22 protein-coding genes are annotated in these 24,757 nt (G+C 59.4%); 4 read left to right on the forward strand and 18 right to left on the reverse strand.

The features are described 5' to 3' along the window. Window positions 1-9 precede the first annotated feature (9 nt). The 15 genes from nusB to aspS all read right to left on the reverse strand — a co-directional run bounded on the left by nusB (window position 10) and on the right by aspS (window position 16,376). Window positions 10-615 carry a transcription antitermination factor NusB gene (gene nusB, locus L1C91_RS00860; RefSeq protein ID WP_234857568.1) on the reverse strand — a complete coding sequence of 202 codons (606 nt, stop codon included), beginning with the start codon at window positions 613-615 and terminating at the stop codon, window positions 10-12. 17 nt (window positions 616-632) lie between these two features. Continuing rightward, entirely contained in the window at window positions 633-1,196 is a 564-nt protein-coding gene (gene efp, locus L1C91_RS00865; RefSeq protein WP_020976343.1) for an elongation factor P, read from the reverse strand. A 47-nt stretch (window positions 1,197-1,243) separates the two neighbouring features. Next, window positions 1,244-2,356, reverse strand: coding sequence for an aminopeptidase P family protein (locus tag L1C91_RS00870; protein ID WP_234857569.1), 1,113 nt, complete (start codon window positions 2,354-2,356; stop codon window positions 1,244-1,246). Between the two features lie 39 nt (window positions 2,357-2,395). After that, window positions 2,396-2,833, reverse strand: a complete 438-nt coding sequence (aroQ, locus tag L1C91_RS00875) for a type II 3-dehydroquinate dehydratase (protein WP_234857570.1) — start codon at window positions 2,831-2,833, stop codon at window positions 2,396-2,398. Between the two features lie 44 nt (window positions 2,834-2,877). Continuing rightward, a complete protein-coding gene (gene aroB / locus L1C91_RS00880) occupies window positions 2,878-3,954 on the reverse strand; it encodes a 3-dehydroquinate synthase (RefSeq protein ID WP_234857571.1) in 1,077 nt (358 codons plus the stop codon). Next, the gene (locus L1C91_RS00885) at window positions 3,941-4,495 is read right to left on the reverse strand and encodes a shikimate kinase (protein ID WP_234857572.1); all 555 of its coding nucleotides are present in this window, start codon (window positions 4,493-4,495) and stop codon (window positions 3,941-3,943) included. The genes aroB and L1C91_RS00885 overlap by 14 nt, the downstream gene beginning before the upstream one ends. 22 nt (window positions 4,496-4,517) lie before the next feature. Then, the gene (aroC, locus tag L1C91_RS00890) at window positions 4,518-5,738 is read right to left on the reverse strand and encodes a chorismate synthase (RefSeq protein WP_234857573.1); all 1,221 of its coding nucleotides are present in this window, start codon (window positions 5,736-5,738) and stop codon (window positions 4,518-4,520) included. A 5-nt stretch (window positions 5,739-5,743) separates the two neighbouring features. Next, window positions 5,744-6,277, reverse strand: coding sequence for a prepilin peptidase (locus L1C91_RS00895; protein ID WP_234857574.1), 534 nt, complete (start codon window positions 6,275-6,277; stop codon window positions 5,744-5,746). Window positions 6,278-6,280: 3 nt separating this feature from the next. After that, entirely contained in the window at window positions 6,281-7,216 is a 936-nt protein-coding gene (locus tag L1C91_RS00900; protein ID WP_419178684.1) for a shikimate dehydrogenase, read from the reverse strand. A 35-nt stretch (window positions 7,217-7,251) separates the two neighbouring features. After that, entirely contained in the window at window positions 7,252-8,436 is a 1,185-nt protein-coding gene (mltG, locus tag L1C91_RS00905) for an endolytic transglycosylase MltG (protein ID WP_234857575.1), read from the reverse strand. Next, a complete protein-coding gene (gene ruvX / locus L1C91_RS00910) occupies window positions 8,429-8,968 on the reverse strand; it encodes a Holliday junction resolvase RuvX (protein WP_234857576.1) in 540 nt (179 codons plus the stop codon). The genes mltG and ruvX overlap by 8 nt, the downstream gene beginning before the upstream one ends. Window positions 8,969-8,991: 23 nt before the next feature. After that, a complete protein-coding gene (gene alaS, locus L1C91_RS00915) occupies window positions 8,992-11,682 on the reverse strand; it encodes an alanine--tRNA ligase (RefSeq protein WP_234857577.1) in 2,691 nt (896 codons plus the stop codon). A 69-nt stretch (window positions 11,683-11,751) separates the two neighbouring features. After that, the gene (locus tag L1C91_RS00920; RefSeq protein ID WP_234857578.1) at window positions 11,752-13,179 is read right to left on the reverse strand and encodes a replication-associated recombination protein A; all 1,428 of its coding nucleotides are present in this window, start codon (window positions 13,177-13,179) and stop codon (window positions 11,752-11,754) included. Window positions 13,180-13,210: 31 nt separating this feature from the next. Next, window positions 13,211-14,548, reverse strand: a complete 1,338-nt coding sequence (locus tag L1C91_RS00925; RefSeq protein ID WP_234857579.1) for a phosphotransferase family protein — start codon at window positions 14,546-14,548, stop codon at window positions 13,211-13,213. Window positions 14,549-14,573: 25 nt separating this feature from the next. Further along, window positions 14,574-16,376, reverse strand: a complete 1,803-nt coding sequence (aspS, locus tag L1C91_RS00930; RefSeq protein WP_234857845.1) for an aspartate--tRNA ligase — start codon at window positions 16,374-16,376, stop codon at window positions 14,574-14,576. Between the two features lie 96 nt (window positions 16,377-16,472). Between aspS and ypfJ the strand changes: the two genes are divergently transcribed. Beyond that, window positions 16,473-17,363: a KPN_02809 family neutral zinc metallopeptidase gene (ypfJ, locus tag L1C91_RS00935; protein ID WP_234857580.1), complete on the forward strand. Its 891-nt coding sequence runs from the start codon at window positions 16,473-16,475 to the stop codon at window positions 17,361-17,363. A 43-nt stretch (window positions 17,364-17,406) separates the two neighbouring features. On the opposite strand, the gene L1C91_RS00940 is transcribed toward ypfJ, so the two are convergent. Beyond that, window positions 17,407-20,346 (reverse strand): DEAD/DEAH box helicase, encoded by a 2,940-nt coding sequence (locus L1C91_RS00940; RefSeq protein WP_234857581.1) that lies wholly within the window; start codon window positions 20,344-20,346, stop codon window positions 17,407-17,409. A 121-nt stretch (window positions 20,347-20,467) separates the two neighbouring features. Here L1C91_RS00940 and L1C91_RS00945 point away from each other — a divergent pair, with 121 nt between their 5' ends. Then, window positions 20,468-21,058 (forward strand): TetR/AcrR family transcriptional regulator, encoded by a 591-nt coding sequence (locus L1C91_RS00945; protein ID WP_234857582.1) that lies wholly within the window; start codon window positions 20,468-20,470, stop codon window positions 21,056-21,058. On the opposite strand, the gene hisS is transcribed toward L1C91_RS00945, so the two are convergent. Both hisS and L1C91_RS00955 read right to left on the reverse strand, forming a co-directional pair. Next, window positions 21,055-22,380, reverse strand: coding sequence for a histidine--tRNA ligase (gene hisS / locus L1C91_RS00950; RefSeq protein ID WP_234857583.1), 1,326 nt, complete (start codon window positions 22,378-22,380; stop codon window positions 21,055-21,057). The genes L1C91_RS00945 and hisS overlap by 4 nt on opposite strands. Before the next feature lie 45 nt (window positions 22,381-22,425). After that, complete coding sequence (locus L1C91_RS00955) at window positions 22,426-23,100, reverse strand: MBL fold metallo-hydrolase (RefSeq protein WP_234857584.1); 675 nt, start codon at window positions 23,098-23,100, stop codon at window positions 22,426-22,428. A gap of 121 nt (window positions 23,101-23,221) precedes the next feature. Here L1C91_RS00955 and L1C91_RS00960 point away from each other — a divergent pair, with 121 nt between their 5' ends. Next, window positions 23,222-24,079: a peptidylprolyl isomerase gene (locus tag L1C91_RS00960; protein ID WP_234857585.1), complete on the forward strand. Its 858-nt coding sequence runs from the start codon at window positions 23,222-23,224 to the stop codon at window positions 24,077-24,079. Between the two features lie 219 nt (window positions 24,080-24,298). Then, on the forward strand, window positions 24,299-24,733 hold the full coding sequence (locus L1C91_RS00965; RefSeq protein WP_234857586.1) for a hypothetical protein: 435 nt from the start codon (window positions 24,299-24,301) through the stop codon (window positions 24,731-24,733). Window positions 24,734-24,757 lie beyond the last annotated feature (24 nt).

The following is a 24,757-nucleotide window of genomic DNA, read 5'->3' on the forward strand; positions in this document are numbered from 1 at the left end:
TCGCTTCTATCAGTCCTCAGGATGCGGTTCCGAGGCATCCGCGTCAGGTAGAGCGTCTTGATCGGCTGGCTCAGCGGCCTCGACAAGCTCAACATCGCCTGCCTCAAATTCCCCCGGTAGTTCGGAGACGGTATTCAAGGCACGCGCATCGACAACCTCATCGCTGCGTTTAGCCATCGCATCAAGCACAGCATTGACGTAGTCAGGTGCAACCGCAGTGGAGTACTGGGTAGCAAGCTCCACCGCTTCGGTCAGCGACACCGCCGCATCGACCTCGTTGTTATACAGCAGTTCCCAAGCACACACGCGCAAGATAGCACGGTCCATGGCGGGAATGCGTTCCAAAGTCCACTCAGCGGACAAGTGCGCCGAAATAGCGTCGTCCACAGCATCCAACTCGGTCGCTACCCCGGTCACAATTTCTCTGGTGTAGGGGCGTACCGGAGCGGTCTCGGGAATCGGAAGCGAGGACAGAGTCTCGCGATCCTGGACGATAGCCACAGGGTCGATATCGCGAAGCTCCGCTTCGTACACAATCTCCACTGCATGCGCACGGGCGCGGTAGCGTGAGCCCCGGCGGCGTTGCCGCGGAACGCGGCTGGACTGTTGATCCACCTGTGAATTCTCCACGCTTAGTTGTTCACGCGCGAGAGGTACTCACCCGTGCGGGTGTCAACCTTCAAAACATTACCGGTTTCGATGAACAGGGGTACCTGAATCTCAGCGCCGGTTTCGAGGGTAGCGGGCTTGGTACCGCCGGTGGAGCGGTCACCCTGCAGGCCGGGATCGGTGTGCTCAACCTTGAGCTCGACGGAGATCGGGAGCTCAGCGAAAAGGGGTTCACCTTCGTGGAAGGAAACCTGGACGGTGGTCTCTTCCAGCAAGAATCGGCCGGCGTCACCGAAAAGGTGGGGTGCCAATTCAATCTGCTCGTAGGTTTTGGTGTCCATGACGACGAAGCTGGTGCCGTCGTTGTAGAGGTACTGCATGTCGCGGCGGTCAACCGTTGCGGTCTCTACCTTCACACCAGCGTTGAAGGTCTTGTCGGTCACCTTGCCGGAGACAACGTCCTTGAGCTTGGTGCGCACGAATGCGGGGCCTTTACCCGGCTTGACATGCTGGAATTCGATGATCTGCTGAAGCTTGTTGTCGATCTTTAGCACGAGACCATTTTTGAAGTCGGCGGTGGTTGCCACTGGCTGAAACTCCCTCTATATAAGTATTAAAAAACCAAGAGGCTACTCTACACGATGCGCAGCTCTTTGCCGACTTTCGTGATGATTTCCGGTGCGCCTTCACGAATGATCAGGGTGTCTTCGATCCGGACTCCCCCACGGCCGGGCACATAAATGCCGGGCTCGATCGTTAGCGTCATACTTGGCTCGAGCTCACCGCTGCCGTTGCGGTTCGACGCATAGGGGGCTTCGTGTACGTCCAAACCAATGCCATGCCCGGTGGAGTGAACAAAATACTCACCATAACCAGCATCATTGATGACGTCGCGGGCGGCGGCGTCAACGTCCTTCAGCGGCGTTCCAGGTGTGGAGGCCTCAACGCCGGCTAGTTGAGCGGCCAACACGACGTCATAAATTTCTTTGAGGAATGGATCGGGCTCGCCGACGGCGAGTGTGCGGGTCATGTCCGAGTTGAAACCACGGTCGTGTGCGCCGAAGTCGATCGTGACAAGGTCGCCTTGCTCCAGGATGCGGTCACCTGCCCCGTGGTGGGGTTTGGCGGAGTTGGGCCCGGAAGCGACGATGGTGTCGAAACTCGGGTGCTCGGCGCCGAGCAGACGCATGCGGTACTCGAGGTCGGCGGCGACCTGTCGTTCGCTGCGGCCTGCAGCTACCTCGCCTGCGGCGAGCATGTCTTCAAATGCCTGGGATGCGAGCGCTGCAACGCCACGCAAGCGATCCAGCTCGAGAGGGTCCTTGCGCAGGCGGATGTCCTCGATGACACCGGAAATCGGCACCAGGGTGACATCCTCGGGGGCTGCCTCCTGCAGGGCTTCCAACTGCTTGACGCTGACAAAATCAGCCTCGAAGGCGACTCTGCGGGGCCCTGCGATGCTGCTGAGCAGTTCGAGGTCGACAGCTTTAGTAACGATGACTTTTTCGAGGTCGGGGACCTCCTCTTCGATCTGCGTCAGGTAGCGACCATCTGTAGCGATCGTTGCGGAGAGGTCTTTGTTAAGCAACACGGCACCGTTGGAGCCGCTGAAGTTGGACAGGTAGCGAACGTGTTTAAGGTGGGTGACCAGTACCGTATCGATCCGCAACGCAGCCAATTGCGCGGCAAGGGCGCGCCGGCGGTTAGAAAAACGGGTGTCTGCAAGCATCGTCATCGTGGGGTCCATTCTTTAAAAGTTGTGGCCAAAGTGCGGGCTAGTGGTGCACTAGCTGCACTCGGCACATAAGTAACGCAATGCTAACTCATATCCATGAATGCCGCATCCAGCGATCACTGCCCTGGCAATCGGGCTTAGGTAACTGTGGTGACGGAAGGGTTCGCGGGCATGCACATTGGAGATATGCACCTCCACGAACCCCTGACCATCAGCAATTTCCGCCAGCGCGTCACGCAGAGCCACCGAGGTGTGCGTAAAACCACCGGGGTTGATGATTACCGCAGCCTGCTTGTCGGCGGCCTCATGCACGGCGTCGATCAAGACACCCTCGTGGTTGCTTTGCACGCAGACAAGCTCCGCCCCGAGCTCAGCTGCTCGCTGCTGTACCCCTTCGAGTACGTCCTCAAGCGTGGTGCTGCCGTAGATGTCCGGCTGGCGCTTGCCCAATCGGTCGAGGTTTGGTCCATTGAGTACGTAGATCAGCATGCGGTTCCTTAACGCTGGAAAATGTTCATGGGCATATGTGTGGGTCAGTCGGCTAAGGCCGCGTATGCATCGCGTAGTTCATCAAGGCTGGCATCCTCAATGCGGGTGGTTTCACCGACGTCTGTCAATGCGACGAAGCGGATATGACCATCGCGATTCTTCTTATCGCGGCCCATCGCGTCCAAGAGCTCTTCGAAAAAGCCTTGCTCGTAGGTGGTGGGCAGCCCTATGGCCTGGAGCAGTGTGCGGTGCCGCTGCAGCAAAGCATCGTCGATCAAGCCGCGGCCATGCGCAAGGTTGGCCACAAACATCATCCCGACTGCGACAGCACGACCGTGGCGCCATTGGAACTTCTCCCGCAGCTCGACGGCGTGGCCGAATGTGTGGCCGTAGTTGAGGATTTCCCGAAGGCCGGATTCCTTCAGGTCGCTCGCCACAACGCTGGCTTTCACCGACACGCTGCGTTCGATCAATTCCGGCAGGTAGCCATCAACACGCAGGCAGGCCTGTGGGTCGGATTCGTAACGTTCCAAAATCACTGGATCTGCGATGAAACCGGTCTTGATGATCTCCGCCGAACCGGCAACGAGTTCGTCCTTCGGCAGGGTTGCGATGGCATCAAGGTCAATAAACACCGCATAGGGCTCGTGGAAGGAACCGACGAGGTTTTTACCTGCCGCTGTGTTGATTCCTGTCTTCCCGCCGACCGCGGCGTCAACCATTGCCAGCAGCGTGGTCGGTACCTGGATCACCTTGATTCCACGCATCCAGGTTGCTGCGACGAACCCGGCAAGGTCTGTGGCCGCTCCCCCACCAAAACCAATAATGACGTCGCGTCGCCCAAAGCCCGCAGCGCCCAAAGCGTCCCACAGGGTGGCGCAGGTAGCAACGGTTTTCGCGGCCTCTGCGTCGGGGATGGGCAGCATATGGCATTCCAAACCGTTGTGTTGGATGGCCGCCTCTAGCCGAGACAATAGGTCAGTAGCCCCGCCCGGTTGGTGAATGATAGCCACCTTGGTTGCACCCGGGGCCTTGGCAGCACACTCAGCGATGCGCGGCGCCAAGCCATGGTCGATAACCACCTCGTAGGCAGAAGCGGACCTAACATTAACGATCGGCATGGTCGTCCTTTACTGAATCTTTGAGGGAGTCTTTCACGGCATCAAGTTGCGCGAGGATATCGGCAACAATCGCCTGCGGGCGCTTGCCATCGGTGCGCACCCGGTAACCCGCAACGGCGGAATACAACGGGCGCCGTTGCTCGTGAAGTGCACGGTAACGGGCCTTCGGATCAGCGGCCGCCAGCACGGGACGGGAGGTGTCGTTAGCTGTGCGACGAACACCTTCCTCCACGCTGACGTCGATCCACACGACGTCATGATCCAACAACAGTTCACGGGTACTTTCAGTAAGCACCGCCCCGCCGCCCAAAGACAACACACCACCGATCGTCAAGGCCTCGGCAATAACCTCCGCCTCGACCTCGCGGAATTTCTCCTCGCCCAAAGAGCTGAACACCTCGGAACAAGGGGAGGAAAAACGCCGCTCGATCAACACATCAGAATCAACACAGGCCACATTGAGCGCCGTGGCCAAACGACGACCAATAGTCGTCTTGCCAGAGCCCGGCATGCCGACCAACACCACTACAGGTTTGGGCATCTTCCATCACTCCTAGGAGGACCTATGCACCGTTATCGAAACGGAGACGACGATCAGTTTCCTCAAGATAGCTATTAATATTTCGGCGAGTTTCGTCGAGGCTATCGCCCCCAAACTTGGCGAGCACAGCGCGCGCCAGCACCAACGCGACCATCGCCTCCGCCACAACGCCAGCGGCAGGAACGGCGCACACATCAGAGCGCTGATGAATCGCAGACGCGGGCTGCCCAGTGGCCATGTCCACCGTCTTCAACGCACGGGGCACCGTAGAGATGGGCTTCATCGCAGCACGCACGATAAGTGGCTGACCATTAGTCATTCCGCCTTCCAGCCCGCCTGCACGGTTGCTCAAACGCGTAACCGACGCGGCGTCATCAGTACGCACCATCTCATCATGAGCCTCAGAGCCGCGACGCCGAGCTTCCTCGAAACCGTCGCCGATCTCCACACCCTTAATCGCCTGAATGCCCATGACGGCAGCAGCAAGCTGGGCATCCAAACGATCCTCGCCGCTGATATGCGACCCCAGGCCAATCGGCAGGCCATCGACAACAACCTCGACAATGCCGCCGAGAGTATCGCCGGCCTTCTTCGCCACCTCGATCTGCTCCACCATGGACTGCTCCGCTGCCGCATCTGCGGCGCGCACCGGTGAACTGTCGATGGCTTCAAGCTGATCAAAAGTCGGAGTCGGCCCGGCATAAGGCTCGGAGCGGCCAATTGACAACACGTGGCTGAAAACCTCAACGCCCAAAGTCTCGCGCAAGAAATTGCGAGCGACTGTTGCTGCGGCGACGCGGGCGGCGGTCTCGCGAGCAGAAGCACGCTCCAACACCGGGCGGGCCTCGTCAAAGCCGTACTTCAGCATGCCGGAAAAGTCAGCATGACCCGGGCGAGGCCGTGTCAGCGACGCGCCGCGACCAGACTCCATCGCCGCGCGGACATCGGGATCCTCCATGTCGATCGGATCGGGTGACATGATGGTCGTCCACTTGGGCCACTCGGTGTTACCGATCATGATCGCAATGGGGCTACCCAAGGTCAGACCATGACGAATGCCCGCCAGAAGGGTGAGCTCGTCGGCCTCAAACTTCATGCGAGCACCGCGCCCATAACCCAACTTGCGGCGCGCAAGCTGATAAGAGATGTCCTCCCGGGTAACGGGAACACCTGCAGGCATGTGCTCGATCGTGGTGATGAGTGCTTGTCCGTGCGATTCGCCGGCAGTTGTCCATCGAAGCATGTCCGCTATTGTCTCACGAAGCCCGGGGCGAGCGCATCAACGGGGGCTCCCCACCCTAACCCGTAGGCCGCCACGCCCAGTGCAGCCAGCAGCATCATAGGTCCGTGGGCGACAGTTGCCCTGCGCGTCACTACACCCACAATCACCGTCAACAGTTGTGCCGCAACGATTGCTACTACCACAGCTTCGGGTGACACGGCGGCGGCCAAGGTACCGGTAGAAAAACCGAGTTTAATGTCGCCCAACCCGAACGCAGACGAATACGCTGCGGCACGGCGAGCGCGGCGGCTAGTCCTTCGCACCCGACTGCGCAGGCGGCTTAGAGCGCGCATCAACGCGTACAGGCCAGCCCACGCCAGGCCGCCGAGCAGCCACCGTGGATTGCCCGTACCCACTGACGCAACGAGCGCGACAACCGCCCCGGTGTATGTTCCGATATTCGGCAAACGCCTACGCATGATGTCATAAGCACTAAGCACGACGGCCCACACCACCACACAGGCCGCCGCCCCCGCCAACACCCACCCAGGAACATCCACGAACTACCCCGCAGTGCCCAGGTGGTGATCCAACGCTGCACGCATCGCAGCCCTCGGGGCATCCACCCCGGTGAACAACTCGAATTGCTCAAAAGCCTGGTGGGCAAGCATCGCGTGACCGCCCACAGCAGGCCACCCAGCTGCGCGAGCCGCGAGCACCAGCGGGGTGGGCCACGGGTCGTAGATGACATCGAATACCGGGGCCTGCGCCAAGTCCTGCTCCAAGCCCTTCAACGCAGCGGAAGGCACCGTAGAAACCACCAGTGCTGCGCCCTTGACCAACTCTGCCAACCCTTGCTGGCCCTGCGAGGGTTCAGCCCCAGACAAGCACAACTGATCGAAAGTGTGGAAACGCATGTTCAGCCCAGCGGCCTCGACGACGTCACGTAAATCTGCCGATTTATCGCTCCGATTAATGACGTCGACTTCGCCAACGCGAAAATCAATGCCCAGGCTGAACAACACCGGCCGGACCGTCCCGCCCCCACCCACCACAACGACCCTGGAACCACGCAGCTCCTGAACAGCAGCGCCTTTCGCATCTCGCTCAGCACACGACCACAGTTCCTCAATCGCGCCACGTACGCCCGCGACGTCAGTATTGGTGGCAAACCACCCCGAGCCATCCCGCACCAGCGTGTTCGCAGCACCCACCGTACGGGCCACATCGCTGACGTGATCGGCGCACTCCAATGCGGCGAATTTTGCCGGCATGGTCACAGACAGACCCCGAACCTCTTGCCCAAGTCCCTCAAGGAAACCCGAGAGTCCCTCCCCCGTGTGCTCCACGCGACCATATGACCACTGGGACTCAATGCACGCTGCTGCATAGCCGGCGTTATGCAGCAACGGTGACAATGAATGAGCAATCGGGCTACCGAGCACCGCAGCCCGACGCGGCGTCATCAATTGAAAAAGATCATCCGAAGCTGTCGACATGACAAAAGTGTATCCTGCCGCAGACGCGCGCGAATCTAGCGGTTGGAATCCAACACACCGTTGTCGATTGACTTCTGGGTCGCCTGCTGATGCTCTTCGAAGGTGCGGTTAAATTCCGTCATGCCCTTCTGATCAACGGTCACGAAGAACAACCAATCGCCATCGGCCGGGTTTTCCATCGCCTTAATAGCATCCAAGGAGGGGGAAGCGATCGGAGTATCCGGCAGCCCCACCTTGGCGTAGGTATTCCACGGGGTCTCGCGGGCCCGATCCTCGTCGGTGGTTGCTACCTCTTGGTCTTCGAGGTCGTAGTTAACCGTCGAGTCGAATTCCAGTTGCATGTCCTCGTCCAAGCGGTTGAGGATCACGCGGGCAACCTTGTCGAAGTCTCCCGCAGGGGCCTCACGCTCCACCAATGACGCCGCGGTCAACAACTCGTAGGGGGTCAAGCCAATGGCCTGCGCGCGCTCCACAATGTTTGTCTCGTTGTAGGACTTGGTCGAGGCAGTCAGTAGCTGCGTGAGGATCTCTTGGGCAGTTGAATTGGGCGACAACACATACTCGCCGGGTTCAATCAAACCCTCCAAACGGCGCGGGTTAGCGCCCTGGGCGCGAACCTTTTCTAGTGCCCACTGCGGTGCACCGAGCGCGGCCGGATCAACATTGGCCGCGACGTCTTCGAGTTCATCTACGCTCAGGCAATTATCGGGTGCCTGGGCGCACATGACGTCGTGAATCTGGCTAAAAATACCGGGTCGGACGCTGCCTCCAACCACACGAACATCCATCAATGTGGCCCCGTTGGCGATATCCAGAGACTTCACCCTGTTGGCCGGGTTAACAAATGCGGCCACTGCAGCGGCAGCGGACATGTGCTGCTGCAGGCGATACACCCCTGGTGGCACCTGTGCGGCCTTCGGCTCATTAGCGGCAGCACTCTGGAACGCGGCATTGGACTTAACAATCCCGCGTTGTTCAAGCTCGGGACCGACGGCGCTGACAGAGGAACCGGGTTCGACCTCGACCATCTCCACTACCCCATTGCCATCGCCTTCGAAATCACCAGGGTTTCTCACGTTGGAACGCTCCACTGCGATGTAGATTGTCGCGCCGATAAGCACAATGAGGGTCGCGATGATCACCGCAAGTCCGCGCTGCCGCCGCTTCACATGCACTGGATGCATACTGATCGTTTGCCGCTTGGGCGAGTTGCTATTCATGGGTATCGATGGACCTTTCCGCGGTGGACTGTTGTGCGAGATAGCGGGAGCGAGAATCCAGCCAATGCTGCAGGATGGCAGTAGCCGCGATCTGGTCGATGACCGCCCGGCCCTTCTTTTGACTGCGCCCAGAGGTTTTGAGGGCCTGTTGGGCAATCACTGTGGTCAGGCGCTCATCTGCAAACCGGCTAGGTATGGGACCTACACCACGCTGCTCAAGTGCTTTTTTCAAAGCATCAGCAAACTCAACCGCTTTGTTGACGCTGTCAGAACCACGCCCTTTCAACGTACGTGGAAGGCCGATGATCACCTCCACTGCCTCGTAGGTGCGGATGAGTTCGGCGACTCGATCAGCGGCGTGGGGCCCTGCCTGAACAGTTTCCAAAGGGTTAGCCATCAAGCAATCACGATCGGAATAGGCTACGCCGATGCGCACGGAGCCGACGTCGATGCCAATCCTGCGGCCCCTACCTGGGTCGCCTGCGCCGGGAGTGTCGGGCGTTGGGAACGTGTGCTTACGGCCTCGGCTCATCGTTAACAATCCTCAGGTTGCGGCTAGAAGGTTGCGAGTGCGTCTGCTACCGCGTCAAAAGCTGTGCGGAAGGCCGCAGTAACATCATCGATGCCAGCAGCTGAACCGGAGCCTTGGGCCATGTCGGGCTTACCGCCACCACGACCATTGACGTAACCACCAACAAGTTTGACCAAGTCACCGGACTTGACTCCTGCTTCGACGGCAGCGGGGGTTGCCGCGACCACGAAGGGGAGCTTCTCCCCGTTGCTGGATCCGAGAACGATCACAGCGGTGTCGTTGCGAGCAGCCAAGCGTCCCTTCAAGTCGGTGGCCAGCTGGCGAAGATCGCCGGCATCTGCGGCATTTTCCACGATCGCAGAAACCAAGGTGACGTTGCCGACCACTCGTGCGTCATCCAGGTAGCGGGATGCTTGAGAGAGCAACTGCTGGCGACCGAGCTCGGCGATCTTCTTCTCTGCAGCCTTGAGCTTGTCCGTCAGCTGCGCAATGCGCTCGGGGAGTTCTTCGCTGGGTGTCTTCAGCATTCCGGCTACACCGTTGACCAGCGCCCGTTCCTTGGCCAGATAGTCAAAGGAATGCAGGCCGGAGTACGCCTCAATGCGGCGCACACCAGACGCGACGGAGCTCTCACCCAGCACTGCCACAGGGCCGATCTGTGAAGAATGAGCCACGTGGGTACCGCCACACAGCTCCATAGAGAACGGCCCACCGATTTCGACCACGCGGACAATGTCGCCGTAGTTCTCGCCAAACAGCGCCATGGCACCCATGGCCTTGGCCTCTTCCAGAGAGGTCTCGATGGTGTTTACCTGGTAGTCGGTATCGACAGCCTGGTTGGTGATGGCCTGGATCTCTTCAAGCTGCGAAGGCGTCAAGGCTTCCGCATAGTTGAAGTCGAAGCGTAGGTAACCCGGCTTGTTCAAGGAACCTGCCTGTACCGCAGTGGGCCCCAGAACCTGGCGAAGCGCCGCATGGATCAGGTGTGTGCCGGAGTGCGCCTGGCGTGCTGCGTGACGCCACGCGGGGTCAACCTCGGCACGAACCTGGTGGCCGACCTCCAGGTGGCCGTCCTCGACGACACCCTTATGAATCCACAGCTTTTTGCCGATTTTTTGAACGTCGTTAATACGGACCAGGCCATCGCCGGTGCGAATAAGCCCACGGTCACCCAACTGGCCGCCGGCTTCCGCGTACAGCGAGGATTCATCCAGGATGACCTCAACCTCGTCGCCGGCGGTCACCTCGGAGGTCTTTGCACCGCCCTTGACGAGACCAAGCACACGGGCGTCATTGCTGAGGGTGTCGAACCCGACGAAGCGGGTGGGATGCTCATCAACCCACTCTCGGTACAGGCTGAGATCGGTGTGGCCATGCTTCTTGGCGCGGGAGTCTGCCTTAGCGCGGGCGACCTGTTCGGCCATGAGTTTTTCAAAGCCGTCACGGTCGACGGTAAGGCCGGCTTCTGCTGCCATCTCCATCGTGAGGTCGATCGGGAAGCCATAGGTGTCGTGCAGGGTGAACGCTTGCTCACCGGGGACCACAGTGCTGCCTTCAGCAGATGTGGATGCGGCGACCTGTTCAAACAGGTGCGTGCCGGATTCGAGTGTGCGCAGGAAGGCTTTTTCTTCGTTGACGGCGACCTGGAGGATGCGCTCGCGGTTGTCAGCGATCTCGGGGTAGGACGGCGTCATGGTGTCCATGATGGTCGTTATGAACTGCTTCATGGTCGCGCCTTGTGCACCGAGTAGTCGCGCGGAGCGAATGATGCGACGCAGCAGACGACGGAGGATGTAACCGCGCCCCTCGTTGCCGGGAACAACGCCGTCTAGGATGAGCATCATCGCCGTGCGGGAGTGGTCGGCGATCACTCGGAAGCGGATGTCGTCTTCATGCTTGGCGCCGTATGTGGAGCCGGTTAGCTTCTCTGCCTCGTCGATGACGGGGCGCAGAAGGTCGGTTTCGTACACGTTGTCGACGTTTTGGAGAATGCAGGCGACACGTTCCACACCAAGACCAGTATCGATGTTTTTCTTCGGCAGGGGACCGAGAATTTCAAAATTGTCTTTACCGATACCTGCACCGCGTTCATTCTGCATGAACACTAGGTTCCAAATCTCCATGTATCGGTTGTCATCGGCGATGGGGCCGCCTTCTTTGCCGTACTCGGGGCCGCGGTCATAATAAATTTCCGAGCAGGGTCCGCAGGGGCCGGGGATGCCCATGGACCAGTAGTTGTCGGCCATTCCGAGGCGTTGGATGCGATCGGCCGGCAGTCCGATCTTCTTTTCCCAAATGTCCGCCGCCTCGTCGTCGTCGAGGTAAACCGTGACCCAGAGGCGTTCCGGGTCGAGGCCGAAACCGCCTTCTTCAAGGCTGCCAGTCAGAAGTCCCCACGCATGGGTGATTGCGCCTTCCTTGAAGTACTGCCCGAAGGAAAAGTTACCAGCCATCTGGAAGAAGGTGTTGTGGCGGGTGGTAATGCCTACTTCTTCGATGTCCAGGGTACGGACACATTTTTGAATGCTTGTGGCGGTGCCGTTGGGGAAAGGCGGGTTTTGCTGGCCGAGGAAGTAGGGCTTGAAAGGCACCATGCCGGCGTTGACGAACAGAAGGTTCGGGTCGTCAAGGATGAGGGAGGCACTGGGGACCTCCTGGTGTCCAGCCTTAACGAAGTGTTGGATAAAGCGTTCCCGGATCTCATGGGTCTGCACGGCGAATAGTCCTCGCTTTGGGGTAGGTCGTTGCCAACATATAACGGCACTACTCTACCCCGTATACCTCTAGTGTCCGCGAATGATGCGCCTAACGCGCCCAATGATGCTTGTCAGTGTGGCTTCGTTTCCCCTGCCGGTCGGGGTGTAATAGGTGCGTTCATGGAGCTCCACAGGCTGCGTCGGCAAGTATTGTTGAGCAACGACGCCGCGTGGGTCATCGTGGGGATAAACGTAGCCCTGGGCGTTGCCTAATCGCTGCGCCCCCTCATAGTGGCCATCGCGCAAGTGAGGAGGAACAGGTCCAACAAGGCCTTGTCGCACGTCGGCGATTGCGGAATCGATCGCGGCGATCACCGCGTTCGATTTAGGTGCCGTCGCCAAGTGAATTGTTGCTTGAGTGAGGCTAAGGCGCGCCTCGGGCAACCCCACAAACTGAGCCGCCTGCATAGCTGCGACCGCAGTGGTCAATGCAGTGGGATCGGCCAAGCCGATGTCTTCGCTGGCCTGAACAACAAGCCTGCGCGCGATGAAGCGGGGATCCTCTCCAGCCTCAATCATTCGCGCAAGATAATGCAACGCGGCGTCAACGTCGCTTCCCCGAATGGATTTGATGAAGGCGCTCACGACGTCATAGTGCTGATCGCCGTCGCGGTCGTAACGCACGACCGCCTTGTTAATCCCGGAGCGAACGTCCTCGACCGTGATAATGGGGCCGGAAGCATCACTGGAATCCCAACTGCTCATCACGGTCTCGGCGATCGCCTCTAAATACGTCAAGCTGCGTCGCGCGTCCCCACCGGATAAAGCAATGATGTGATCGCGTGCAGCCGGATCGAGGGACACAGCGCCGCCAAGCCCGCGCTCATCGACCACCGCGCGGTCGAGCACCTTGCCCACGGCGTCGGAGTCAAGAGAATGCAGCTGCAACAACAAGCTGCGAGACAACAATGGCGAAACGACCGCAAAACTCGGGTTCTCAGTCGTAGCAGCTACAAGCAGAACCGTACGGTTTTCGACAGCGCCCAGTAAGGCGTCCTGTTGGGTTTTGCTGAAGCGGTGGATCTCGTCGATGAACAGCACAGTTTGTTCGCCGTGGATCAAACGTCGACGAGCGTCCTCAATGACCTCGCGAACCTCCTTGACGCCAGAATTCAACGCAGACAACGCGACGAAACTACGGCCGGTGGCGGAACTCACCAACGACGCCAGAGTGGTTTTACCCGTGCCGGGGGGACCATACAGAATCACTGACGTGTCGCCTGCTCCCTCGATGAGGCGACGCAGGGGCTTCCCCGGACCGAGGATGTGCTCTTGACCGACCACCTCGTCGATGGTGCGAGGTCGCATCCGGGCGGCCAACGGCGCATTCGCACCGGCGGAGAAAAATTGGTGGGCAGAACCTCGTGGTGCTGACCCGCCAGGCTGGTCGGGCTGTGCCAACGTTGATCCGAAAAGATCGTCTTCGCTGGCACGGCCGCCATTGCGGGTGTTCATGTCGAGCCCTCCTTGTCCTCCCGGCAGGTGTCTATGAGCGCAGCTGCTCTAGACGCGCGCACACAACAGCGGCGAAATCGGCAACCTCGAGGAACTGTTGGTGTAGCACTGCGTCATCGCCGGCCGGTTCCTCCGCGCATCGACGCGCGAAGGTAACAATCGCGGCGAAAGTCTCGTGAAGATCCTTGCGGGCATCTCCACCCTCGTTCAGTACCGAATCAAGGGAGCCGCCGATCAAGATATCGTAGTCAACGTCATCAAGAGCGTAGGTGGCGGTGGCGAGCGCCTCGGCTTGTGCAGAGGGGATGTCTCCGGCCTGCCCGGACTGCACCTGGGAAGAGGAAGACATCTGATTGACCAACTGGGACATGGATCCGTAATACAGGTACGACACGCTGGCGAAGGCCCACCCGAGCAGCGCGGTGATGATGCGCGCATTAAGACGCTCGCGATTGTCAACGTTCGGCCACAACTCGCGAACCTCATCAGTCCAGGCTCGAATGAACGCGTCGGATTCTGCGGCATTGAGGGTTCGGCTGAACAAGTACTGCGGGAACCCGGCGATCACGCAAGCCACGTCGAACGTCGCGTCTCGGAATCCCGCCCATTCGTAATCGAGGAACTTCACGCGTTCCACGGCGCTACGCTCGGTGCCGGTGCGATCAGCGTAAATAATGTTGTCCGGAGACAAGTCGAAGGGCGTGAAAGCTCGGTGCTGACCGCTGGAAAGCCGACGTTTGGCTTGCTGGGCCAACTCGAACACGGTCGGGCTGATCTGGACCTGTGAGGCTTTCAGCAAGTCAATACCGACGTCAATTGCACCCAGCAAAGAAGCGTCGCGGAGCTCGTGCAGCTCCCGAGTATCCGGGTACCGCTGAAGCATCCGGCTGAGCAGGATCTCAAAGTTCTGCTCCCGCTGTGCCGTACCCGCATGCATACGCCCCACTGCCTGCCCCAGAATCCTCAGCAAGGCCACGCGAGCGGCAGAGTCATCATTGTCGAGCAGGTGGTCAAAGGTATCGGCTTCACCAGCGTCCGAGATCACCAGAATCCGGTGGTCAATATCGTAAGCCAGCAGCACCGGCCCAGGACGAACGTCCTCCGGCAGAGCCGTGGTGAACTGGTAGGACACAACCTCCCGGATCAGCGCGGCGTCATCAAGCGGATCCCCAGAAGCGGGACTGTACTTGATGACGATGGAACGCTGCTGAAGCACGGCAGTCGGGGCCACCTTCGCGCGGAGCACCACCGACGAGGATGATCCCGTCAGTTCAGCGACGTCATTAAACATGATGTCTTCGCCGTAACGCTCGCTCAACAGTTGGCGAGCGATCGCAGCGATCTGCTCGGAGGAAGGAAGAGAACTCACATCAACACCCTTGGTTTTACCCAACCTACTGAGGCTGAGGGGTTTCCTTTTTAACGGCTTTGGGACGTGCGTCAATACCGGATTCTTTACGCTGCTCAGGGGTAATCTGAGCGGGCGCATCGGTGAGAGGATCGACGCCGCCACCGGACTTCGGGAAGGCGATGACATCGCGAATGGACTCGAAACCACCGAGCAGGCTCACGATACGGTCCCAACCGAATGCAATGCCGCCGTGAGGCGGTGCGCCGAAAGCGAAAGCATCCAGCAGGAAGCCGAACTTTTCGCGGGCCTCTTCTTCGGTAATGCCCATGACTTTGAAGACACGCTCTTGCACATCGCGTTGGTGGATACGAATCGAGCCACCACCGATCTCGTTACCGTTGCACACGATGTCGTAAGCGTAGGCCAGCGCAGAACCGGGGTCGGTGTCGAAGTTGTCCAGAGATTCGGGCTTGGGAGAAGTGAACGCGTGGTGCACCGCAGTCCACTTAGAGTGGCCAAGCGCAACGTCACCAGACGCAGTGGCGTCAGCAGAAGGCTCGAACATCGGGGCATCGACCACCCAAGTGAAGGCCCAATCGCCTTCCTTAATCAGATCGAGCTTGCGAGCAATCTCACCACGGGCAGCACCAAGCAGCGCACGGGAGGACTTTGCATCGCCAGCGGCGAAGAAGATGCAGTCGCCAGGCTTGGCGCCCACGTGCTCTGCGATGCCTGCGCGTTCCTGCTCGGTGATGTTCTTTGCGACCGGGCCAGCCAATTCGCCATCCTCGCCTACGAGAATGTAGGCCAGACCCTTGGCTCCACGCTGCTTAGCCCATTCCTGCCAAGCATCGAGCTGACGACGCGGCTGGGATGCGCCCCCCTCCATAACGACAGCGCCGACATAATCGTTTTGGAACACGCGGAAGGTGGTGTCCTTGAAGAACTCGGTGCACTCGACAATCTGGATGTCGAAACGCAGGTCGGGCTTGTCGGAGCCATACAGACGCATCGCGTCCGCGTAGGTCATGCGAGGAATCGGCGTAGCAATGTCGTAGCCGATGAGCGCCCACAGGGACTTGAGGATCTCTTCCGCTAGGGCGATGACGTCCTCTTGGTCCACGAAGCTCATCTCGATATCAAGCTGGGTGAACTCCGGCTGGCGGTCGGCACGGAAGTCCTCATCGCGGTAGCAGCGGGCGATTTGGTAATAGCGCTCCATGCCGGCAACCATCAACAACTGCTTAAACAACTGGGGCGACTGCGGCAATGCGTAGAAAGTACCGGGCTTGAGTCGTGCGGGCACCAGGAAGTCACGGGCACCCTCGGGGGTCGAGCGCGTAAGCGTAGGTGTTTCGATCTCGGTGAAATCGTGCTTGTCGAGCACTGCGCGTGCAGCACGGTTAGCTGCCGAGCGCAGGCGGAGGGCTTCCGCCTGAGCAGGCCTACGCAGATCCAGGTAGCGGTACTTCAGGCGGGTCTCCTCGCCCACTTCGCCGGAGTAACCATCTTCGATTTGGAAGGGCAGCGCGGTGGATTCGTTCAGAACCTCTAGGTCAGTGACGTTGACCTCGACATCGCCGGAGCTCAGGTTCGGGTTTTCGGAGCCTTCAGGACGCAGCTCAACTATGCCTGTCACCCGAATGCAGTATTCGCTACGCAGGAGGTGGGCGGCCTCGGCGACCTCGGAGTTACGGAACACAACCTGTGCGACACCCGAACGATCGCGAAGATCAATAAAGATGACGCCGCCGTGGTCGCGGCGCCGGGAAACCCAGCCGGTCAGGGTGACGGACTGGCCTGCTGTTTCTTTCCGCAGTTCGCCTGCAAGATGGGTGCGCAGCACGTTGTTACTTCCTTTCACGCAAAATGAACACTAACGCACCACCCTACCGCACGAACTACACCTCCGAATGCATAGGTGGTTGATATGCTTACGCTTATGACTTTTCGTGGTGAGCTCAATCGGCCGACCCGCAACGTATCCGGCGGGGGCGGTGGGGTAAAACTCGCAACGGGCGGCGGCATCGGCACACTGGTACTAGTGGGACTATTTTTGCTGATGGGTGGTAACCCGGCAGATCTCGATCAGATCCTTGGTTCCAACCAGCAGCAAGCCGGGCCGGCCGAAGTTGGCTCCGGGGATGCCTCAACCTTCGACCACTGCCAAACAGGCGCCGATGCAAACAAATACGACGACTGTCGACTGTGGTTCACCGCGGCGTCATTAGACCAGGTGTGGTCCAGTCAGTTACCGCAACAAGCGCAGCTGAAATACACCGAACCGGGCCTCACATTGTTCAAGGGTGCAACCCAGACTGCTTGCGGCGCGGCCAGCTCCGCCACCGGCCCGTTCTACTGCCCCAGCGACCGCACCGCCTACTTTGATACGAGCTTCTTCGACCAACTCAAGCAGCTCGGCGGTAAAGACGCCCCATTCGCCCAGGAATACATCGTCGCCCACGAATTTGGCCACCACATCCAAAACATCGAAGGCACCCTAGGGCTGAGCGACTACAACAATCCCGGGGCAGACTCCGCCGCAGTCAAAGTGGAACTGCAAGCTGACTGCTACGCAGGTATCTGGGCCCACTACGCGGACAAGGGACAAGACGCCTTCCTCGAACCCGTCAGCGAAGCGCAAGTCTACGATGCGGTAACGACAGCCCGGGCCGTCGGTGACGACAATATTCAACAACGCACCAGCGGCAAAGTCCGACCCGATATGTTCACACACGGAAGCTCGGAGCAGCGCCAACAGGCATTCCTCGCCGGCTACACCAGCGGCCGCATGGCATCCTGTGACTTCTTCAACCGCGGCGTCTACAACTAAGCCGCACCCTTTGGGCCAGGCAAGAGCCTGCGCTGGCGCCAACCTAGGGTTGGAGCCCCAAACGCTCTCGCTCGGCAGCAATAATCTCCCGGGCGAGTTTGCCTTCCGACACATCCACGGCGTCATCAATATCCGCAGACACGGACTCACGGGCGAACTCATCAAAAGCCTGCGACTTAACCTTCAAGATCTCCATGATGCGCTCGTCCACAGTATCCGCAGCAGCAATCCGGTGCACCTGCACACTCATCACCTGCCCCATGCGATAAGCGCGGGCAATCGCCTGCGACTCCGCAGAAGGCTTAATCTGCGGCTCGGCAATAATAACCACGCTCGCCGCCTGAATGTTCAAACCAACGCCCCCAGCCTGAACCTGGGACAGTAGAACACACGGCCCATCAAACTGCGTGAACGCATCAACAAGCTGCTGCCGAGCAGCCGGCGACTGCGCGCCAGAAATCCGCCCAATAACCTCAAGACCACTAGCGGATCCAAGCTCCTGCGCAATGCGATTCAACGGCTCCAAGAAGAAGCTAAACACCAACACCTTGCGGCCGTGCTCCCCCGCCTGAGCACAAATCTCAGCGATGCGCTCGACCTTCGCGCAAGCACCATCGCCCAAGTAGGCCGCCTGGCGCATCTGCATCCAGTGACCCGCCGCCACCGCCTGCCTATACGCGGCGTCATCACTATCACTTAACTCCACCCAGTCGATCGAATCCTCACGATCCGGCAACTCATCAAGAACATCCGCCTGATTGCGACGCAAATAGGCCGGCGCCACAGCCGCGCGGAAGTCCTCTGCCCCCATCGAGCCCATACCCCGTTTAAGCAACTCGGGCTGCACATAGCGCACCAGGGTGACGAACTCCTCCACCCGGTTTTCTAGCGGAGTGCCAGTCATCAGCAACGCATATTCAGCATCCTTGACAAGCTCTGCTACCCGCAGGCTGCGCTTAACCTCTGGGTTCTTGACATAGTGCGCCTCATCAACAATGACGCAACGCACACCCTCCAACGTCAGCGTCCGCGAACCCGTGAAGGAACACACCAGCACACCACCCTGGGATAACCATGCCGCCACGGCTGCGTCCTTCGTGTCCCCATGAGCCTTGAACACAGGCATGTAGCTAAACTTCGCAACCTCGCGCACCCAGTTGATAATCACCGACGCGGGGCACACCACCAGCACCCGTGGCAACACCACCCCGGACAAATCCGGAGCCCCTGATGCGCCAGCCAGCGGACTGCTGAGCTCCGGCACTGCCTCAGTGGCGCACACGTGTGCCGCAAACGCGATGGCCTGCACAGTCTTACCCAGGCCCATCTCGTCACCCAGCACCGTCTTTTTCTGCACCAAGGCAAAGCGGGCACCATACGATTGGTAACCACGCAAGAACAAGTCCTTGAGCAGCCGCGTATCAAGCTCCAAGCTGCGTATCCGGTCAACGATGGCGGCGTCATGAAGGACAGCGCCATCCTCTTTAGCCTGCCCAGGTTCGTCAAGGAGCAAAGTCAACAGATGCTGGAATCGGGCCGGATTAGTGCGGTAGTCCTGCCACACCCCTATCCCCGGATCCACAGCGCTACGGGCAGCCAGCATTTCTGTGTTACTGCGCGCCCACAACAAGTCATCATAGAACTGCTCCAGCGCGCCATGACCGTGAGACAACACCCATAGGTGGGGCGATCCGCTGGCGAGTAGTTGATCAGGGCGCAAACCGAAGAAATAGCGCTGCAGACGCATGCGACGCTCCCGCTGCACGGGATCAAGGCTGTTTACCTGCTCGAAACGCGCAAGAATGCGCAGCAAGGCGGTCGCTTCAGCTGAGGGAGATACCTGCGACGTGTGATCGGCGAAGGTGCTCAAGCTCGTTGCCTGACTGCCGGTCGACGAGGCCTCTTTGAACAAGGTGGTCGCCGCAGCACGCATCCGTTTGGCAGTCTGCTCCCCCACCCCATGTGCATTCATGAGCGTTGGGGTGGGCGTGCGTAAAACATCCGCTACCGTGCGTACAGAAATAGCGTCGAGACCGTCAAAGCGAAGACGTTCGTTGGTGACAGCCTTCAGCGCGTCGAGTGGCAATTGCTCCATCAGTATTATTGCGTGCTGCTCATAGAGTTGCTTCAGCACTTCTTCGGCCTCGGACTTGAGCCGGGCTTCCGAATCGGTTGATGCCGCCAATTCAGCCAATTGCTGCACGACGTGCCCAGCTGAATCCAGTGGCAAGGCTTCGATGGCAACGTCCGGATTATCAACCGCAGTGCCAAGACTTTGAGCGGCTGCCGCTTGGAAGCTAGATCCCAAACTGTCAGCGCTGGGAATGGGGGTGGGCGGCACCCTGCGCTGCATCTCTTTCGAGCGCCGAACGAGCTCAAGCACCCTAACTGCAGCGTTCTCTGTGCTGCGGAAAGAGGGATTACCCATCAGGTAATTGAGTTGCGATGCGGCTTCCTGGGCCGCTGAGACACCGGATCGTGAACCTGACGACCTGGTGGTGCGGGAACGCTTCTTGGAGCTGCTGGAGCCGGTCAACCATGATAACCCCCGTATGGCTACACCTTTGAGATCGTTAGCATCAAGAACATCGTCGGAGATGAAGCCGTGGAACACCTGGGGAATCATCATGCCGACGGTGTCGGCGGCAGACAGATCGTCGACTAGCCGCTGCACTCCAGTAGTCTGCTCGATAAACGCTTTCAGCACGTTCACCGCAACCTCCACATTGGCACCTGAACCGGCGACACTGCCCTGTTCCAATTCGACTCGGGCGTAGAGGGAATCCGGCCACGTCACCTCCCAGGGGGCAATGACCTCGATGCTTGCACTATCGTTTCCGACGCGGCGTCGCTGCTGCAGTGCCGCAGGCAGCGGGTTGCGCTGCAGCTCCCACACAACTGCGGTCGCTTCCGCGCGGTTGCTGAGGATTGCTTGGGCCTGCTCACGGATCTGCTGCAATGCTGATCGGTTAAAAGTGCTCATATCTTCACTATTGTGCCAGCCGGCGTTGCAGCATTGGCGATTGACGCCTAAGCTAACACAATAAGTGGACGCGCAACTATCACTTTTGTGCGGCCGCAAGTACCAACACCAAGGAGCCAGCATGCGCAGCGACGCACTCGAACGACGACGACGTATCATCACCGCAGCCGCCGAGCTCTTCCGTACGCAGCCAGAAACCGTTGCACTTGAAACCATCGCAGAACGCGCCGGCGTCGGGATCGCCACCCTTTATCGCAATTTCCCCGACCGCTCCGCTTTGCTCTACGCCTGTGGAGCCTACTTCTTCGAACAGGCTTTGGCTCTGCAGCAGGAGATCTTGGAATCCTTCGATGAGCACCCCGCCGATAGCTGGAATACCTACGTCAACGAACTAGTCGATATGGGGATCTCACACCTCGTATCAACCTTCGCCCCCGATGACCTTAGCAAATTGCCCGATAACGTCGCGGAACTGCGCCATCACACGCAACACAACGGCGAGCGCATCTTACGCAAGGCAAAAGACCATGGGCTTGTAGCAGAAAACATCAGCTACAACACCTTCATCATCGGGCTGATCACCGTCACCCGACCCCCAGTCCCAGGAATTCTAGCCTTGGAACCGCGCATCACCGATCAGCTGGTCAGCCTCTACCTTGGCGGCCTGGCAGCAGGGCTTCAGACCCCACCGCCACAGCGCGACCGGGATTAACCCATACGACGCCGCAGAACCTGCACAACATCAACCAACGCGACGTCAACCTGTTCGTGGGCCGCAAGGTCCTTAACCACCACGGTGCCGTGCTCGAGCTCCTGGTCCCCCAAGACCAAAGCATAACGGGCACCCGCCCTATCAGCACCCTTCATCGCACCCTTCAGGCCGCGATCCCCATAGGACATGTCCGCCCGGAGACCCGCCTGCCTGATCTGGTTGATCAAGTGCACCATCTGTGCCTTTGCATCGCGCCCCATCGCGACGCCATACACATCAACGCGCGACTGCGGGCCAAAGCTCTTACCCTCAGCCTCCAAGGCGAGCAGAGCGCGATCGAGCCCCAAACCAAAACCAATACCGGACAAATCCTGGCCGCCAAGCTCCGCCATCAATCCGTCATAGCGGCCACCACCACCGATTCCGGACTGCGCACCCAACCCATCGTGCACGAACTCGAAACAGGTCTTGGTGTAGTAATCCAAACCACGAACAAGACGGGGATTAACCACATAATCAACGCCTAGAGCATCCAGGTAGGAGCGAACGGTATCGAAGTGCTCGGCAGCATCGGCACTTAAGTGATCAAGCATCAGCGGAGCTTCCGCAGTCATCTCTTTGACCTCAGGGCGCTTATCATCGAGCACGCGCAACGGGTTGATCTGAGCACGACGGCGGGTTTCCTCATCCAAGGGCAGTCCAAGCAGAAACTCCTGAAGCTTCTGTCGGTACTGGGGCCGGCAGGTCGAATCCCCCAGAGAGGTCAATTCCAGACGGTAACCGTCTAAGCCAATGGAACGGAAGCACCGATCCGCCAGAGCAATAACCTCGGCATCCAACGCTGGATCGTCAACGCCGATGGCCTCGACACCAAACTGCTGCAACTGGCGGTAACGCCCAGCTTGGGGACGCTCATAGCGGAAGAAAGGTCCCGTGTAGGACAACTTCGCCGGAAGCTGGCCGCGGTCTAGGCCATGCTCAATCACCGCGCGCATGACGCCAGCGGTGCCCTCGGGACGCAGCGTGACGGAACGCCCACCGCGGTCCTCAAAGGTGTACATTTCTTTGCTCACCACATCGGTGGACTCCCCCACGCCGCGGGCAAACAACTCGGTGTCTTCAAAGACCGGTAGCTCGACGTGGCCAAAACCCGCTGCTGCCGCATTCTGGGCAAAGGCCTCACGCACCGCTACAAACGTTGCTGAACGGGAGGGCACATAATCCGGAACACCCTTCGGCGCGGAAAAGCTCTTGTTCTTCTTCTTGGCAGATCGCGCAGCGTCTACCTGGGGGGCAGTTGTCTTAGAAGCATCGTCAGTCACAAGCACACAGTCTAACCTGCTGCCCCGCCACCGGTGCTACTTGGCTTAGCGGGCTCCGAGGAAAGGATTAGAACGCAGCTCGGCGATCACCGACGTAGCCGGACCATGGCCAGGCAGGACCGGCAGATCGGTGGGTAGGTTCTTCACCACCGTTTCCAAAGAATGCTCCATCGCTTGGGGATCCGAATACGGAAGATCCGTGCGGCCAATGGAGCCCTTAAACAACACGTCACCTGAAAACACTAGGTCTTCGCCCACCGCCAAGACACAACCCGGTGAATGCCCCGGGGCGTGCCGAATTAGAAACTCCACACCAGCAAGAGAAATACGCTGACCATCAACCACATGGACAATATTCGGGGGCGTGTCCATCGACGCGGCGTCAAACAATGCTGCGGTCTGCGCGCTCACACCTTCGTGAGGGTTGGTCAGCATGAATTCGTCATCGGGATGAATCGACACAGCGACGCCATAGAACTGCGCAACCTCGGCAGCACCGCGGGTGTGATCAATGTGCCCATGGGTCAGAAATACATCTGTGACCTCCGCACCCTGTGCAGCGATCTCTTCCTGGATCGCAGCCAGCGCGCCGAGCCCGGGGTCAATAATCGCGCAACGCTTAGCCCCCGAAGAATCCTCCACAAACAGCACATAGCAGTTCGTCTGAAACGGACCTAACGGCGCGCAAGCGATGGACACATCTTTGATCAACTCTCCCATGCTTCAAAACAATAGACCGCCTGCCGCTAAGATGTCATGGGATGCATGCCGAAGCTCGTGCAACAGCTCGTGGACACACGGGTGCCACCCAGACGATAACCAACACAGTGAGGCCCAACAGGTGAGCAACAACCGAGAACGCCGCGCCCAAGCTATGGACGCACTAAACAAGGAACTCAAAGCACGCGATCGATCTGAGAAGACACAACCGCTCGGTGTCGTCTTCGCAGCCCTGGCAGTGCTTGTCATCATCTGCGGAGGCATCTGGTTCGCCGCAACCCGCGATTCTTCAGACAACAACGAGCAAGACACCGCAGCCGCAGAGTCCACCGCACCTGATGCAGCAACAGTACTGGATGGGAAACCCAGCCAGGCCCTGCCCGAGACCGTCAGCTGCGAATACACCCCCTCAGGGGACGCAGGCAGTGCAGACCTACCGAACGGCACCAACGTACCGGCAACCGGCACGGTGGCTATCGATTTCGCCACCAACCAGGGTGACATCCCCGTCACTTTGAACCGTGCCGCTGCACCCTGCGCAGCTAACGCTATCGAGCACCTCGCAAAGACTGGTTTCTACAACGGCAAAACCTGCCACCGACTGACCACTGATGGCATCTACGTCCTCCAGTGCGGTAGCCCCAACGGCGATGGCGTGGGCGGGCCCGGCTTTAGCTACAACGATGAATACCCTGTGGGCGACGCAGGTATCACCAGCCCGCAGGTGACCTACCCCCGCGGCAGCATCGCTCTGGCAAACAGTGGCCCAAACACCAATGGCTCACAGTTCTTCCTCAACTACGAAGACTCCCCCTTGGCGCCCAATTACACCTACGTTGGCACGATCTCCGACGAGGGCCTGAAGGTCATCGACAAGGTTGCAGAAGCCGGCATCGAGCCGGGATCCGGTGATGGTCAAAGCGCCACCGACGGTACCCCCGCCGAGTCTGTGACAATCAACTCTGCAAGCGTCAAATAGCATCCAAGCCACCGACAAGCCTCCCCACCTAAACCAGCAGTCACCAGCGACTTTAGGTGTAGGGAGGCTTTCGGCATCAGGCGGCCTTAGATGCACTGCATCGCAGGAAAAGATAGGCTAGAATCACCCGTGGGCCCGTCAAGGGTTGAAGATTTTAAGAAACCAGTTACCCTTGATAGCAGCCCACTTCGGTTTTTACGACTTTTAAGGACGCTTTACATGAAGCTCAACATCCGCAAGACCCTCACCGCAGCTACCGCTGTGGTCGCTCTGACCGCTGGCACCGTTCACACTGCCCCGGCCTTCGCTGACGAGCCTGCTGCAGCTGCTCCGAGCAACGCTGCCACCCCTCCTGCAGCTGCTCCGAGCAACGCAGCCACCCCTCCTGCCGCTCAGGACGACCAGTCCGGTAAGGACAAGGATAAGGATAAGGACAAGGATAACTCCACCTCCTCCAAGATCTCCGGCGCCCTGGGCTCCTCCGAGACCTCCAAGGACGGCGACAACGACGGCAAGTCCAAGGTGACCAGCTGGGCCGACAAGATCGGTGAGGTCGTTAAGCTCATCGGCATCATCGCTTCCCTGTTCACCGCAGTCGTCTCCATGCAGACCGCTATTGAGAAGCTCGCCAAGAACTTCGCACCCCGCTTCTAAAAGCGCCTAAAAAGCCGGGATGTG

Origin of the sequence: Corynebacterium argentoratense, assembly GCF_021491455.1 — a bacterium.
GTDB classification, from domain to species: Bacteria; Actinomycetota; Actinomycetes; order Mycobacteriales; family Mycobacteriaceae; genus Corynebacterium; species Corynebacterium argentoratense_A.

Bases quoted from the DNA above. Each gene is read 5' to 3' on its own strand.
- L1C91_RS00900 (WP_419178684.1), bottom strand. From the start codon at position 7,216: ATGTCGACAGCTTCGGATGATCTTTTTCAATTGATGACGCCGCGTCGG.
- L1C91_RS00965 (WP_234857586.1), top strand. From the start codon at position 24,299: ATGAAGCTCAACATCCGCAAGACCCTCACCGCAGCTACCGCTGTGGTC.
- L1C91_RS00940 (WP_234857581.1), bottom strand. From the start codon at position 20,346: ATGAGCACTTTTAACCGATCAGCATTGCAGCAGATCCGTGAGCAGGCC.
- L1C91_RS00885 (WP_234857572.1), bottom strand. From the start codon at position 4,495: ATGCCCAAACCTGTAGTGGTGTTGGTCGGCATGCCGGGCTCTGGCAAG.
- L1C91_RS00870 (WP_234857569.1), bottom strand. From the start codon at position 2,356: ATGGACCCCACGATGACGATGCTTGCAGACACCCGTTTTTCTAACCGC.
- aroC (WP_234857573.1), bottom strand. From the start codon at position 5,738: ATGCTTCGATGGACAACTGCCGGCGAATCGCACGGACAAGCACTCATC.
- aroB (WP_234857571.1), bottom strand. From the start codon at position 3,954: ATGCCGATCGTTAATGTTAGGTCCGCTTCTGCCTACGAGGTGGTTATC.
- L1C91_RS00955 (WP_234857584.1), bottom strand. From the start codon at position 23,100: ATGGGAGAGTTGATCAAAGATGTGTCCATCGCTTGCGCGCCGTTAGGT.
- mltG (WP_234857575.1), bottom strand. From the start codon at position 8,436: ATGAATAGCAACTCGCCCAAGCGGCAAACGATCAGTATGCATCCAGTG.
- L1C91_RS00945 (WP_234857582.1), top strand. From the start codon at position 20,468: ATGCGCAGCGACGCACTCGAACGACGACGACGTATCATCACCGCAGCC.
- aroQ (WP_234857570.1), bottom strand. From the start codon at position 2,833: ATGCTGATCTACGTACTCAATGGACCAAACCTCGACCGATTGGGCAAG.
- L1C91_RS00920 (WP_234857578.1), bottom strand. From the start codon at position 13,179: ATGAACACCCGCAATGGCGGCCGTGCCAGCGAAGACGATCTTTTCGGA.
- ypfJ (WP_234857580.1), top strand. From the start codon at position 16,473: ATGACTTTTCGTGGTGAGCTCAATCGGCCGACCCGCAACGTATCCGGC.
- ruvX (WP_234857576.1), bottom strand. From the start codon at position 8,968: ATGAGCCGAGGCCGTAAGCACACGTTCCCAACGCCCGACACTCCCGGC.